The following is a 14,717-nucleotide window of genomic DNA, read 5'->3' as shown; positions in this document are numbered from 1 at the left end:
AAAACTTTCTACCAAAAGTTAGCATCTCGCGAAGCATTTAAAAGCTTCGTAGCGAAACGACTATCATAGGGCAACACACCTGAAAAGAATCGCTGCTATTTATCGACTTTTCTCGCCTCGGAAATTTTTGTTAAACTCACCCGCTATCCACCGATTTTTGTTAACATCGAAACGATCCGTAGCGATTATGAAATCGCCGTTTTGAGTATTTGTAATAATAACCATGTTATCCCGAATTTGCGTCTGGAATTTTCCAGTCTCGTAAGTAGGTTGCGATTTATTTCCCATGGAAAGAAAGGCTACGCTTGCTATCAGCGCCCCGATAATTAGTGATTTTGCATCTATAACTATTTTCATATCCTATTTTTGACATCAAGATAAGGAATTAGATGCACTTATGTGCCTAAATATAACAACTGAAGTATGCAAAAATTACTTTGATAAGTAATTAATTTTATCCAAATTTTCACCGCTTGTTATGACGGTGCCATTATATTCGCTGGGTAGTATATCCTGTTCTTCTTGCGTTATTTTCCTATGTGCTTAGCCCGGTTCAAATCAGCCTCAGCTAGATCCGTTTGTCCTAATTTTTTATACGCCTCACTTCTGTATTCCAGCGCGGTAGCATCTTGGGGGTTCAACTCGATAGCTTTTGAATAGTCTTGTATAGCAGCCTCGTACTTCTCCATCAAAAACCAGCTTTTGCCGCGATTGCGGTAATTCTCGCCATTTGAAGGATCCATTTGAATAACCCGATCAAAATCCTGCATGGCTAGGTCATAATCGCCATGCATGGCGTAGGCTTTACCACGTTCCGCGTAGTTTGTAGGATCACTTTTGGGACTTAATGCAATTGCCTTAGAATAATTAGCGATGGCAGATGCGAAATCCTGTTTAAAAATGTACAAGGCGCCGCGATTTGCATAGTGTTCAGCATCGCTGCTATCTATTGAAATAATCGTGTTATAATCGCTGAGTGCCAAATCATAGTTATTCCCGACCATCATGTACGATCCAGCCCTAAGTTTATATGCTTGAACGTCGGCAGGGTCTAGTTCAATGGCTTTAGTTGCATCTGCGATACATTTATCCGAATTTTTCATAAAGAAATAAGCTCCTGCACGATTCCTATAGGCACGCTGATTCGATGGATCTAGCGCAATGATCTTGCTACAGTCATCCACAACCAATTGAAATTCCTGCTTGTTCATGTATGCTTCTTGCCGATTGGTATACGAGTTGGTTTGTTCGGGAGCAAGGGAAATCGCTTTAGTGAAATCTGCAATGGCGAGATCAAATTTTTCCTGCTTTCGGTAAGCCATTCCTCTGATGTTAAAGCTGGCTGGATTGTCAGCATTTAGCGCTATAGATTTATTTACCGATTCGAGCGCGCGGGGGTAATCTTCCGTTAGAAGATAAGCATAACCTAAAGCGTTGTAGGCAGAGTCAGATGGATACTTTTCTGCTATCTCTTTGAAGCTTTGAATTGCGGCATCATAATCACCAGCATTAAACAGATTTGTCCCTGCTTGGAGGTTTACGACTGCCTGTGCGGTTTCAGCAGATCGCCGGGTTTGCGCCGGTGACGATGAAATCATAAAAAGTAGGCAGATTAGCAGCGGTAGTTTTCTTTGAAATAGAGGTCGCATATACGTTTCTTGCACTTCAATCTCATGGGCTCCGCTCTCAATTGGAATACCATTAATTTTGTAAATTTCTCTTTCCGTCGACTTTTTTTCTAAATCGACGATGGTAAAGTCCAAATATTTACCCAAGGCAGTCAACGCTTTCAACGTTTTGTGGCTTCTATATTTTATAACGACCTCGCGCATCATCTTCTCGTTTTATATATCAAAGCTATTATTTTTTTTGTTTAAATATTTTACAATTAACGATTTAAATCGTTCACCGTATAACTGAATATTGCGAATATCATGTTCTGCCAAGCTTTGGTGAATCTTTGGAATTTCTTACAAGCTTCACTCTACGCGTGCAGTAAAAATCGTTTAGCCATTAGTTTATGCCAATTTTGCTACCGCAACACAGCAGTTTTTAATTTGCTATAACACCTGGGGCACAGGGAAGTAACACATGTTATTTCTTGTTAAAATATTCGGTGAATCTGAAAAATTTGTTATTTTAAACAATCATTATGCGTTGCTGAATATACATTCTTAAAGAAAATATTTATGATTTCTTCTGATAAAGCGCGAGCTTTCATCCAACAACACGACAAAATAGCTATCTCCAAGGATCAATTTGCTAATTTCTCCCGGCCTTATCAAGTGTTGGGGTTAATCATAAGTAATCAGTGGGAGGACGGCTACGCGAACTACGCAATGCTCAAAGCATATGAAGGAGGGTTTGGTACAGATAATACGATAAACCCATGGACAAATGCCGAGGGATTACGGTTGGCAACGCTGCTATTTGGATCCGGGATCGGTTCTTTTGTAGCGAAGATATGGGACATTCTCACTACGCTACCCTATCAGGAGAGTTATTCGAGGCGCCCATTTCGTCTACGTCCAGAGCTGTGTTATACACAAACGCGATTGAACACCTTGAAATCAATGTATTACGGCGGCGCTTCGGGGTTTAATAGCATGACCATCTTGGATCAACTTCAGTATGATGTATATCAACATGTGCCAGATATTGGTCTGTTTTATGCTTCGGTATTCACTGAAGACCAAGCTAAGTATTACCCAATTCTGGAGGAAATATTTCTTGGCGAACACCACATAGGAGGTGTATCCCGCGAGCTTATAAGGGGGCTTCTGCTGACAGAATATGATGCGTACCATCTTCTTGTTGAAAAACTCTTGCTGGCGGCACAGCAGCAGGAAGGCTTGCGACAAACCATATTAGAAACGTTAGACTTCACTTCGGTGAAAGCGCTGAAGCGCTTTCTGAAAGTGATATTGGACCACAATCTGACGCGTTTTTCATCAGTAGTGCGTGCAGTTGATACCTGGTTTGGGTTTGGTTGGGATGCGCCGAAAGCGAATACGATCCAGCGAACATTAGAGCTGGCACTAAATTATTTCGAGAACCCTAATGCTATTGAGCTCGCCATAAATAGCCAAGATAATTTAGAGCTTTATGTAGCTTTATGGGTTAAGGCAATTGCGGATGTGGATGCCGCTAATCTATTGGCTCTCAACGTGGTGTTTGACGATAAAAGCTTGTTGATTTCCAAATTAGTCAGCTTATTCTTCGTTCAAGAAACCGAACGCACGCATTCAGATCTAATCCAATACGCTGAACAGCATGTAGGGGAAGACATCGAACTGGATTATTGGATGCTGGTTAACTTTCCTTCCCATGAGCTTTCTGACAACCTCTTTAATAAACTTGTCGAGTCGGCCTCCAAATTGCCCACTGCAGGAAAAGAATTTGTCGGAAGAGGTTTTTCCTGGAAAAATTATACCATTAAGCCTGAATATTTTTTTGACGCAATAATTCGCGACGCACAGCCCCATCACTTCGTATTGATGGCGCAGGATTTGGCAGGAATTCCTTCAAATTCACGAGAGAGCTTGATGCGTAAGCTGTTTCCCGATCATTACGCATATAGCTGGTCCCATCGCTATGACAGTTCACCGGATAGAAAAAATCTGGATCTACCGGCAGAGTCTTGGCAGCGCCAAGTCGTTAGACAAGCAATATCTGATCGCAACACGGCAGTATCAGCTACCGGGATGTCCTTGATGAACGCGATGGATCTTTATGCGGAGGATATTACTGCCCTGGAAAGCCTATTGGCTAGAAAGGGTAAAGACCAACGGAAGCTAGCAATCCAGCTTTTGCTTAAGCAACGCGATCAAGTACTTGAGGCTTCATTATCACGACTTTTACTATCTACAAATATCGACCAACGTTTAGCAGGACTTGAAATCCTGGTGTTACTTGCGGAAAAGAAGGAATGGTCGGACTACGTCCAAAAGCAGGTAACTGCTTACAGTAACCGCAAAATAGGTAAAAATGAATCCGTATTCTTAGATCAATTAAACAAGGAGTCTGCCAAACCGGACTACGGTTTTAGCAATGGATTTGGAGCAATCGATTACGGTAATTTGACGGAGATGCGACTGCCACAAAGCCAGTTTACCCGACCAAAGAAAAGGTTGATTTCTTTCAGTAAAAAGAGGGAATTTCTTTTTGAAGATCTGATAAATGTTAAGAAAACCATTCAAGCAATTAACGGCCTTTATGCACTCTTTGATCAACATAGGAAGCACGAGTATGGCTATGAAGGCTATCAAGGATCTTTGGAGACCACGCTTTTGGAAATTTCATTACAGGGAATGAAACGACTAGGGCAGGAAGCTACCGCTGAACAGCACTTGGAGAATCTGCCTCTGGCGGATGTATGGAAGGGTTGGTATAATCAAGCAGCGTTGAATGACTTTGAGATACAAGCAGTGATGCGCTACATTTACAACCATTATAACGATTACCAGCAGTATAAAGAACTTAAATCATTCAAAGAGCTATATATTCCGACATTTGCCGGGATCAATTTTGGACAAGGCGAATACTATTACAGCAGCGATTCGGAAAAAATCGTTCATATACTTCAACAGCTAATGGAAGTTCACAGCGATAGGGTAGTGTGGGCGGCTTATAAATTGGATATATTAGAGGATAGTCTGCACCACTTCCCCGAAGAATTAAAGACGCATAATTTCGCTGATAATCAACATTATTGCCATTATGAAGTCTATTGGACAGACTTTGTCACCAATATGCTGTACACCATATCTGTCAGCGACTTTGCTTTCTATTCAACGGAACAGTTACTAAGGCTCTATCAAATGCATTTATTTGTAATTGGACAGCAACTGGCAGAAGGCAAGGCAGTATCAACAATACAGCAAATCATCCCTTATTTGTCGGCGGCGTTGAATCCTGAAAAGCCCGTAAACCTGGATTTTCCGGCGATTGAACTTCTACTGGAACTCTTTCAACGCGGCAAGATCAATAAGGACGATCTATTGTTTCTTTCGTTGATTAGTAAAGATTTGTTCTTTATACTAGATGGCGGACAAAATTACAATGTTCAACAGCTAAAATCATACACGATTCCTAAGATCAATGAAACGCTGAAAAAGAATCTGCTAACGGTCGAATTGCAAAGGGGAGACATCCCGACAGAGGCTTCGCCGTTTATTGAAAAGATGCAAAAGGTGGAAGGAATCGATTACTTTTTTGAAGTGCTACAACGCATGGGCAAGGAAAACTTTGATCGTGGCTACAGTTATGGAATCAACCTGAGCAAGAAGTATACGTTCAGCCGCATATTGAAACGGGGTCGTCCATCAGCAGAGGAGGCGTACGCAGCTTTTACGGCGGCACTCAAGGCTAGTAATGTGGATAAAAAAAGGCTGGTGGAGGTTTCGTGTTACGCGACGCAATGGGCGGATTGGGTGGGTGATTACTTACAGATTCCCAGTCTGTCGGAAGCTGTCTGGTGGTTTTTAGCGCATACCACGGATTATATGGATGCGGAAAAGGAAACGGTTCTTTCTCGATATTCAACGGTACCGAAGAATGACTTTCAAAAGGGAGCAATTGATATCGAATGGTTCCAGCGAGTGTACGCTAACTTGGGGAAAGCCAACTGGAAACTCGTGCACGAATCGGCGAAATACCTCTCCGATGGAATGGGGTACCGGCGAGTGAAGATCTATTCATCGGTACTACTCGGCGAAACTAAAATTACAGAAACGTTAAAGCGAATTACGGAGAAGCGCGATAAGGACTATGTTATGGCGTTAGGCCTCATTCCGATCTCGAAGAACAATGCAGCGGGCGATCTACTTAAGCGGTATAATGTTTTGCAGAATTTCCTAAACGAAAGCAAGCAATTTGGAGCGCAGCGTCAGGAAAGTGAAAAGAATGCTGTGGAGATCGGGATGGATAATTTGGCGCGAAACGCCGGCTTTGAAGATAGTGTACGTTTTGTCTGGGCGATGGAGGCAAAGGCGACTCAGCAGATCCTAAAAGAGGCGCTGGTAACGATCGATGATGTAGATATACGATTAACAGTAGACGAGGAGGGCAAGGCCGAGCTCTTGGTGAACCGAAACGGAAAAGCATTGAAGAGCATACCTGACAAACTTAAGAAAAATAAGGCAATCGAGTCGCTGAAGGATGGGAAAGCTTACTTATCGAAGCAATTTTCCAGAACGAAACAAGCGCTTGAAAATTCGATGCTCAGGCGGGATAGGTATAGTCCTTCTGAATTAAGACAGATCATGGAGCACCCTATCGTCCGAGCGATGCTTAGCAAATTGGTTCTTTACAAACCAGATACTCAACAAACCGGCTTTTGGTCTGACGCAGGATTGGTGGACAGCGAGGGAAAGCTCGCGCCGATCAAAGATTCTGATCAACTACTTATTGCGCACCCCTTCCATCTCTATGACACCGCTCAGTGGGATCTTTACCAACGTTATCTTTTCAAGCATACCATACAGCAGCCTTTTAAACAAGTATTTCGGGAGCTCTATGTGCCGACGGCAGATGAGTTGGAACAACGCACACGCTCGACGCGCTATCAGGGACAGCAGATACAACCAAAGAAAACCATTGCGCTTTTGCGCGGAAGGGGATGGACCGTAAGTTATGAAGAAGGCTTGCAAAAGGTTTTTCATAAAGAAGGTTATTTGGTCACTATGTTTGCCATGGCTGACTGGTACAGCCCCTCGGATGTAGAAGCACCAACCTTGGAATTAATTTGCTTCTACGGACTGCGCGATCGAGAACTCCTGCCCATTACGGATATCGATCCGGTTGTGTTCTCTGAAGTGATGCGCGACATGGATCTTGTCGTAAGTGTAGCCCATGTCGGCGAAGTCGATCCTGAGGCTAGTCATAGCAGTATGCAGATGCGGGCCGCGCTGGCAAAAGAAAGTGCAACGCTTTTTGGGCTGGAAAATGTAGAAGTGAAGGAACGGCATGTCTTGGTGCGTGGAACTTTGGCGGAGTACAGCATTCATTTAGGTAGCGGCATGGTCGCCATAGCGGGACGACAGTTGGCCCTTATTCCAGTACATAGCCAGCATCGCGGCCGAGTTTTCCTTCCGTTTGTAGACGATGATCCAAAATCGGCCGAGATTATAAGTAAAATGCGCTATTTGGCTCAAGACAACAAGATTAAAGATCCAACGGTTTTGGATCAGATCAACCGCTAGTATATTATGGCAAGGTGGCAAATGACATTTGGCACCTTGCCGAAATTTACATCTTTAAGAAACGAAACAAATGCAATTGGTTTTACAATTAAAGCGATTGGGAAAGAAGCGTGTAATTTCCGTCCCATATACATTACAAGTCGTACCGCGCACGTTGGCTGAGCTTATCAAAGCATGTGTTGAGGCAGAAGTCGCGCGTTATAATGGACGTCGGGAAGAAGTGCAGTTATTGACGTTCCTAACGCCACAAGAAATTCAAGACCAAGCGAAAGACGGCAAGATTGGCTTCGGAGATATTGAAAATATGCAGCTGGCTGCTGTTGCGACGGCGTTGGATACGGCTTTCTTAGCGCATCGTGACGGTTTATTCGCTGTATTTATTGACGAAATAGAGGTGAAGGCGTTGGACATGCCTATTCAGTTGCGTGAAAACGCCGAAGTAGCTTTTGTACGTTTGACATTTTTGGCTGGTCGATTGCGCTAGCGATTATGCTACGATACAACATTAAATTAAAAGACTTATACAGGATATTCGACCTTTGTCTGTATGTAGCAAATACGGCGAAAGATTGATCTCCGAAATTTCGATCTAAGTTTTCTATCCCTATTAAAGTACTCTCGTAAAATTTTATTGGGATCTTGTATATCAAGGGATTGTCATACGTCCATGGATAAATACGCAATTTCTTTTTAAAAATTAAATTACTAAAATTATTAGTATAACTTTGTTCTATGATTAAAAGATCATGAGGTGTGCGCTAAGCGGTCATTTATTAATTGGGTGACGAATAGCTGCGACCTCCTGCGCAATAGGATGTGTAGATTTTTAAATAAAATCGGAAGATAGTGATGCAAAGAATGGGTGATACTACTGTAAGTGAGGGCAGCATGTCAGAAGGACTAGAGGAGGGAAGATACATATATGTTTGCACTGTGTGATTGTAATAATTTCTATGCATCAGCGGAGCGACTATTTAAACCGTCGTTGAGACTTGTGCCAGTTGTGGTGCTATCCAACAACGATGGATGCGTGATAGCGCGAAGTGAAGAAGCCAAACAGCTAGGTATCCGGATGGGTGACCCAGCCTTCCTCGTGCGAGATTTGATTACGAAGCACGATATTCAGGTGTTTTCCAGTAATTATGTCCTCTACGGTGATCTTTCCGAACGCGTGATGCAAAGTTTAGGCCGTTGGTTTCCTATGGTTGTTCCTTATAGCATCGATGAATGTTTTGCATGGGCGGCGGGCATCAAGCATATTTATGAACATACCGTGCAGGCGAGGGCAGCAATAATTCGCAACACAGGCATACCCGTATCTATTGGTATCGGTCCTACCAAGACCTTAGCAAAAGTGGCTAATAAGCTCGCGAAGAAAAATAAGGGCGTGTTTGTAATGGACTCTGATAAATCAATAGCTGAAGCTCTTGCTACATTTCCAGTGGAAGACTTATGGGGTGTTGGTCGTCAATATTATAAAAAGATTGAGAAACTTGGCATCGAGACAGTAGGCCAGTTGAGGGATATGCCTGAAATGTGGTTTAAAAATAATATGACGGTGCAGGGGCAGCGACTGTATAATGAACTTTGGGGGCGCCCTATGTTAAGTATAGGCGACCCGCCTGCTAAGGCGAAGGGCCTTTCCGTCACGCGATCCTTTAGTTGCTATATCGAAAGCCCGGACGTACTATGCGAAGCGGTTACCGCTTATGCCAGCCGTTTGGCTGAGAAACTGCGTGTTGAAGGCCTATGTTGTCAGTTTCTGGAGGTATTCATGTTTACGAATGTACACCGCGAAGATCATCCGCAACATTACCCAAGACATGTGCATCGTATGCCTGTTGCTAGCAACAGCACGCTAGAGATTGTATCTGTTGCTACCAAGGTGGCAAGGATGCTTTTCCGTACGGGTATAAAATACCGAAAGGCCGGCGTAATAGCGACAGTCTTAATTCCTGAAGCAGAAGTGCAATACAACCTATTTCAAGAACATAAAACAAAGCATACAGGCCTGTCGGCTATAATCGACCAACTAAATACGGCCTACGGGAGAGGTGCGGTGCGACTCGCAAGCGAAGGCTTCGAAAAGAAATGGCGATTGAAGCATGAACATTTGAGTGGGGGATATACAACGCGATGGAAAGATATTGTTGGGGTAAAATAATTTGATATGTGTGGTAGAACATTGATTAGTGAAGCGAAAGAACTTGCTAAAAAAGCAGGTGTTGAGTTGGGTGGTAAAAATGTTGAAAAAGATACGAACCGACCGCCAGGCACAGAGATGCCCGTCATTCTGGATGCTCGGCCTGGGAAGATCCACTACGTAAAATGGGGACTTATCCCTAGTTTCGCGAGCGAGCCTCCGGCCTACGCCACAACCTATGCACGTATTGAAACGGTGCAAAGCCTCTCTACGTACAAAAATTTGTTGGGCAAGCGGCATTGCGTTTTTGTCATTGAAGGATTTTACGAGTTTGATAAAAGACAGAAGCCTAGCCAACCTTACTATTTTCGTAGGAAGGATAAAGGTATTCTATACCTTGCAGGCTTGTGGGACACATGGAAAGACACGGCATCAGGCTTGGTTATCCCTACCTGTACCATGATTATGCAACCTGCAAATAATCTGATGGGCAAAGTGCATGATCGAATGCCATGCGTTCTTTCACAGGCAGATGCGCTTAAATGGCTAGATCGGTCGCTACCTTTACACATGCGGTTTAGCCTGCTGCGACCAGTGGAAGACAATGTGCTTGAAGGATGGCAGGTTGACAAAAAGGTAAACAATGCTCGAAATAAGGATCTTAATAATTCTGATAAAGCAGGTCCGCAGTTGGAGATGTTTTGATTCGTGTCAAACTATAGGGATGGTAACATCGATAAGAGGAGGACAACTACGCCCTCCACTTATGTTATTGCGTTTGGCTAAACAAACAGGGGCACAGCAGATTGCTGGTCTTTAATCCATTGATGAACGTGGTCAACTACTTCTTCTGAGCCGGGTTCGACACATATATAGTGCGAACGGTCAGGAAATTCTTTGTATGTCACCATGCTGGATACGTCTGTATATGCAGATGCATTTTTTTCGACCAATTCGTATGGAATAATTTTATCTTCCTTGGCGCTAATAAATAGCAATGGCGCATGTTTCAACGTGATATCTATTTCACCAGCTGAGCCCAAACATCCACGAAGTACATTGCGGCTATCTGGCGTGGCCGTAAGTTTGAAAGCAAGTGCGGCATCTTCTTTGGTCAATGTGTTACAGAAGCTTTCGTGAAAAGTTTCTGCGGTATGCTCAAATGGTTTATCACCTTTGAAAGGATTTGCAATTGCCGCTACGTTTTTAAAGAACGGCCAGTCAAGCGTCATCATTTTATTTGGCGCAACGGGACATATCGCGACCGCCAAACTGGCAAGCCCGCGCGACACAAAAATCTGTGCGATCAATCCGCCGACCGAATGCCCCACAACGATAGGTCTTTTACTCACATCCGGGTCGTCTCCACCTGCCAAAATAACATCCGCTTCCAATTTTTCTATTACTTCTTCCAACGTGAGATCGCCCAACGTCTCGGGAGGGGATGCTCTCAGCACTCTTGGCTCCCCGTCGTGATCTGGCCAAGCCGGTGCATGGCAATCAAAGCCTTGCGCACTAAAATAAGTTACCCATGGTGTCCAACTTACCGGATTTTGAAACATACCATGTATAAAAATAATCTTTCTGCTCATAATGTAAATGTTTAGTATAAAACCCGCGTCCATTGTTTTAGTTCAATTCCATAAAATCTTCATCGCGTTTCTAATGTTCTTATCGCCTGATTAGTAAATTATCTTTTATTGTATTTAGCTCGGCACGTTGCTTAGCTCGATTTAAAGCCCCATCCACGGAACAGTATCGAATAGCTAAGCAAGTTTACAATATGTCAATTTACTTCATTTCTTATCTCATATTTAGGATGTTGTTACTTATATTTGGCGTAGTGATACTAACGTAACCATCATATGCTCGCTAGATTATTTTTATTTCTATTATTGTGTAACTCTCTAATCACATACGGCCAAAATTGCGATTGCAAAGCTAATTACTTATGGGTGAAACAAACCTTTGAGGATAACGATGCCGGTTTCGAGCATATCCTAGCGAAGAAAGGTCTTATGGCTTATGCCGCACATAATAAAAGTATAGAGGAGCGCGTCGCTGTGATTGATGATTATGACATCTGCAAGGAGGCCTTGGAAGATTGGGTGAAATTTTTCCGCAATGACCATTTCCGGTTTACCAAAACGGACAAAGTACAGCAAAAACAAATAGCAGCGAAGATCTGGCAAAAGCAGTTTTTATCTGAAGAGTTGGATACCGCATTATTCAAAAATTATTTGAGGGAGAAAGTAAATAGCGATATAGAAGGAATATGGGAAAGTCCGCAGCACACCATTGCCGTGAAGCGATCTAGCGATCGATATGTTGCTAGTATACTTTATGATCAGCAGGATTGGAGAAAAAGTCAGCTCGTTTTTGAAGTGAACAAATACTTAGACAGCGGAACGCGTTATCTCTCCACTTTTAAATCCATGCCGATCAAGTCTGTTGACTTATTGGATAATGTTATTCTGCTTGTTGATCAGCTTACCTACAGACGCGTTTTTCCAAAAACGGCCCTACAAAACAGCGATAGTGAATTTTATAGACTGAAGACGAGTGAAGAAACCTATGGCTATAAACGTGATGACAAGACTGTATACCTCCGCATACCCTCATTCACCTTCAACAAAACAGCGATTGATAGTCTGATTACACAGATGGACAAAAGCATCAAGGAAACGCCGAATCTAATCATTGATCTGCGGGATTGCTCAGGTGGACAGGATAATAATTTTTTTAAACTCATGCCTTATCTATTTACCGGGTCTTCAAGAACGGTTTATGCAGAAGTGCGGTCTACGAAGCAGAATAACTTGGTGTGGGAAAGTCTGATTGCGAACCCTGAACTGGATGAGGAAGAAAAGACTGCTTACCGAATGATCCAGAACAAATTGAATGAAAACTTAGGAAAGTATATTAACATCTTCGGAAGGGACGTCTCTGTTTCAAAAAAAGGCGACGTCTTACCTTTTCCTAAAAACATTGGCATCATTGTCCATGAAAACAACTTTAGTACCACCGAACAATTTATTTTAGCCGCTAAGCAAAGTAGAAAGGTGAAGCTTTTCGGTAGGAAAACCGGCGGTGCGCTTGATGTATCTAACATGATTGAAGCAACTTCTCCGACAGGAGATTTTATATTTGAGTATTGCATTTCCCGTTCATTTCGGATCCCGGATATGGCCGTGGACGATATGGGCATCCATCCCGATATTTTCCTAGACAAAACGATCGGCGAAAACCATTGGATAGATTATGTATCGGACGTGTTGAAGGAGTGGGAGTAACGCCTGACGCCGAAATGCGGATAGATTGATCTTAGTCAATACCAAAAAGGGCAACGAATTGGCTTGAGGTAAAGGTGATTTCGACTACCGATACTTCAGCACATCGGATAATGCACGAGCACTTCTGGAGATCAGGCACCGTGCCAGCGGCAGCATTTTTTTCTTCGACTTTGATGGCACTTTCTTTCCGAAGGGTATTCCAATGATTCCGAAAAGTCGGATGGATTGGAAGTACATCCTGCGTTAAGCAGTAAGCTATACGCCGGGGACATTCGTATATAATCAGCTATCCACGTAATTTTCCTGTATACTAACGGTTTATACTTGTAATGCATTATAAGCAAGCAACCTAGAACTAAAACGAAAGCATCCCCGTTAGACAGAAAAATTGAAAGATTATGAAAAGAATGGTTCCAATGTTAGCCATTGCGGCTACAAGTTATTTTATTTACGCGTGTAACAATACGTCCAATAGCGAGGGGCGTAGCGACGATAGCGCATATGTTGCAGGTCCAACATCGACCGGCGCTGATAGTATATCAGGGCAGGGGGTAGACAGTATTGCCGATACAACATTTGCATCTAAAGCCGCCATTAGTGGTATGGCTGAAGTTGCGTTTGGCAAACTGGCGTTAGAGAAGGGACAGCACGCCCGGATAAAGGAGTTTGCATCGATGATGGTTTCCGATCATGGCAAAGCGAATGCGGAACTTCAGCAAATCGCCAAAGCGAATAACATCCTATTGCCTACGGCGTTGGATGCCGAGCACCAACAAAAGCAGAACGATTTGGCTTCCAAATCAGGAACTGAATTTGATCGGGCATATGTTACTGCGATGATTGAAGGACATGAAAAAACAAGGGATTTAATGGAGCAGGGTAAAAGCAGCCTGGAAAATGAAGAGCTGAAGGGATTTGCTGAAAAAACGACGCCGGTCGTATTGCATCATTTGGAGCTTATTAATACTATAAAGACCGAAATTAAATAAGTGTTTAAAGGAATTCTCAGCATTGTTAAGTGACGCAAAAGGATTTCTAGACGAAGTTTCACACTAAATTTTTAATTATGTTTTATCACGTACAGAATTTAATAAATCCGATCGTAGACGATCAACCAGATCCATCCGCAGCAAACGTGTTGCAAGAAGGTTTAGGCGGCCAGTTTGGCGAAATGCGCACCATGATGCAATATCTCTTCCAAAGCTTTAATTTCCGTGGCGATGGGATTCCATATTTGGACTTAATACAGGGAGTCGGGATAGAAGAAATAAGCCATGTTGAACTTATAACGAAAACGATATCTCGATTATTGGATGGCGCACCCGAATATCATGGTGGGAAATTCGATGTACCGGGAGCGGGGGGAGATCCTACGCTAGACATTGCGAGACATGCGCCTAATCCGCATCACTTTATTCATGGCGCACAAGGTGCAATGCCGGTTGATGCAGCAGGAAATCCCTGGAGCGGCTCGTATGTGCACAATCATGGTAACCTCGTTTTAGATTTGATGGATAATTTGGTTCTGGAATCAACGGGTAGGTTGCAAAAATGTCGTATCTATCAAATGTCTTCAAATAAGACCTTACGTGCCACCGTAGCATTTTTAATTGCTCGAGACGAAGCACATGAGATGGCATTTGCAAAAGCATTAGAGACACTCGGTGTTGACTGGGCAAAAGCGTTACCCATCCCAAAATTTGATGCTACGCAATATCCGGAAGTTAAGAAACTGATTGATGCCGGTATAAACAGGGAGCAGTATACATTCCGATTAGATGGTTCGCAAATGGACAAAATTTTTCAAGGAAGTGCTCCTGCAAATGACGGTACTGAATTGGTCACGCTGAAAGAACCGAGGGAATCATATCCTAACCCCGTGGCGCCAGAACGGCCAGAAGAGTTTGCCCCCGGTTTGGATCCCGATTTACAGACATTGGCTGATGCTTTCACCGAATTTAAGGAAAAGACTTTGAAGAATATGGAAAAGAAAGCAGGACCAAACCCGCGAGCTAAGAAAAAGTAGATAACATGAATAGAAGGTTGCCCCCGTAAGATTTATGCTCTCCGGGGGCTTTT

At 43.1% G+C, this 14,717-nt stretch carries 10 protein-coding genes; 7 read left to right on the top strand and 3 right to left on the bottom strand.

Features of this window, described 5'->3' with window-relative positions; all coding sequences use genetic code 11:
* Window positions 1-99 precede the first annotated feature (99 nt).
* Both DI53_RS17740 and DI53_RS17735 read right to left on the bottom strand, forming a co-directional pair.
* Window positions 100-357 carry a hypothetical protein gene (locus DI53_RS17740; RefSeq protein ID WP_037502989.1) on the bottom strand — a complete coding sequence of 86 codons (258 nt, stop codon included), beginning with the start codon at window positions 355-357 and terminating at the stop codon, window positions 100-102.
* Window positions 358-527: 170 nt separating this feature from the next.
* Entirely contained in the window at window positions 528-1,835 is a 1,308-nt protein-coding gene (locus DI53_RS17735) for a tetratricopeptide repeat protein (protein ID WP_037502985.1), read from the bottom strand.
* 354 nt (window positions 1,836-2,189) lie between these two features.
* Between DI53_RS17735 and DI53_RS17730 the strand changes: the two genes are divergently transcribed.
* From DI53_RS17730 to DI53_RS17715, 4 genes are all read left to right on the top strand, one after another.
* On the top strand, window positions 2,190-7,202 hold the full coding sequence (locus DI53_RS17730) for a DUF4132 domain-containing protein (protein ID WP_037502983.1): 5,013 nt from the start codon (window positions 2,190-2,192) through the stop codon (window positions 7,200-7,202).
* 70 nt (window positions 7,203-7,272) lie between these two features.
* Window positions 7,273-7,686 (top strand): hypothetical protein, encoded by a 414-nt coding sequence (locus tag DI53_RS17725; protein ID WP_206538055.1) that lies wholly within the window; start codon window positions 7,273-7,275, stop codon window positions 7,684-7,686.
* 438 nt (window positions 7,687-8,124) lie between these two features.
* Window positions 8,125-9,366, top strand: coding sequence for a Y-family DNA polymerase (locus tag DI53_RS17720; RefSeq protein ID WP_037502981.1), 1,242 nt, complete (start codon window positions 8,125-8,127; stop codon window positions 9,364-9,366).
* 6 nt (window positions 9,367-9,372) lie between these two features.
* The gene (locus DI53_RS17715; RefSeq protein WP_037502977.1) at window positions 9,373-10,050 is read left to right on the top strand and encodes an SOS response-associated peptidase; all 678 of its coding nucleotides are present in this window, start codon (window positions 9,373-9,375) and stop codon (window positions 10,048-10,050) included.
* A gap of 77 nt (window positions 10,051-10,127) precedes the next feature.
* Here the strand turns inward: DI53_RS17715 and DI53_RS17710 are convergent, their stop codons facing one another.
* Complete coding sequence (locus tag DI53_RS17710) at window positions 10,128-10,937, bottom strand: alpha/beta hydrolase (protein WP_037503216.1); 810 nt, start codon at window positions 10,935-10,937, stop codon at window positions 10,128-10,130.
* A 363-nt stretch (window positions 10,938-11,300) separates the two neighbouring features.
* Between DI53_RS17710 and DI53_RS17705 the strand changes: the two genes are divergently transcribed.
* From DI53_RS17705 to DI53_RS17695, 3 genes are all read left to right on the top strand, one after another.
* Window positions 11,301-12,638 (top strand): S41 family peptidase, encoded by a 1,338-nt coding sequence (locus DI53_RS17705; protein WP_037502972.1) that lies wholly within the window; start codon window positions 11,301-11,303, stop codon window positions 12,636-12,638.
* Window positions 12,639-13,036: 398 nt separating this feature from the next.
* The gene (locus DI53_RS17700; protein ID WP_037502968.1) at window positions 13,037-13,627 is read left to right on the top strand and encodes a DUF4142 domain-containing protein; all 591 of its coding nucleotides are present in this window, start codon (window positions 13,037-13,039) and stop codon (window positions 13,625-13,627) included.
* Window positions 13,628-13,704: 77 nt separating this feature from the next.
* A complete protein-coding gene (locus DI53_RS17695; RefSeq protein ID WP_037502967.1) occupies window positions 13,705-14,664 on the top strand; it encodes a manganese catalase family protein in 960 nt (319 codons plus the stop codon).
* The last annotated feature ends 53 nt before the right edge of the window (window positions 14,665-14,717 follow it).

Source organism: Sphingobacterium deserti, assembly GCF_000757725.1.
GTDB lineage: Bacteria > Bacteroidota > Bacteroidia > Sphingobacteriales > Sphingobacteriaceae > Sphingobacterium > Sphingobacterium deserti.
This window is presented reverse-complemented; position numbering and strand designations above follow the sequence as displayed.

Excerpts from the sequence above, each read along its gene's own strand:
- DI53_RS17740 (WP_037502989.1), bottom strand. The coding sequence starts at position 357 with ATGAAAATAGTTATAGATGCAAAATCACTAATTATCGGGGCGCTGATA.
- DI53_RS17735 (WP_037502985.1), bottom strand. The coding sequence starts at position 1,835 with ATGATGCGCGAGGTCGTTATAAAATATAGAAGCCACAAAACGTTGAAA.
- DI53_RS17730 (WP_037502983.1), top strand. The coding sequence starts at position 2,190 with ATGATTTCTTCTGATAAAGCGCGAGCTTTCATCCAACAACACGACAAA.
- DI53_RS17725 (WP_206538055.1), top strand. The coding sequence starts at position 7,273 with ATGCAATTGGTTTTACAATTAAAGCGATTGGGAAAGAAGCGTGTAATT.
- DI53_RS17720 (WP_037502981.1), top strand. The coding sequence starts at position 8,125 with ATGTTTGCACTGTGTGATTGTAATAATTTCTATGCATCAGCGGAGCGA.
- DI53_RS17715 (WP_037502977.1), top strand. The coding sequence starts at position 9,373 with ATGTGTGGTAGAACATTGATTAGTGAAGCGAAAGAACTTGCTAAAAAA.
- DI53_RS17710 (WP_037503216.1), bottom strand. The coding sequence starts at position 10,937 with ATGAGCAGAAAGATTATTTTTATACATGGTATGTTTCAAAATCCGGTA.
- DI53_RS17700 (WP_037502968.1), top strand. The coding sequence starts at position 13,037 with ATGAAAAGAATGGTTCCAATGTTAGCCATTGCGGCTACAAGTTATTTT.
- DI53_RS17695 (WP_037502967.1), top strand. The coding sequence starts at position 13,705 with ATGTTTTATCACGTACAGAATTTAATAAATCCGATCGTAGACGATCAA.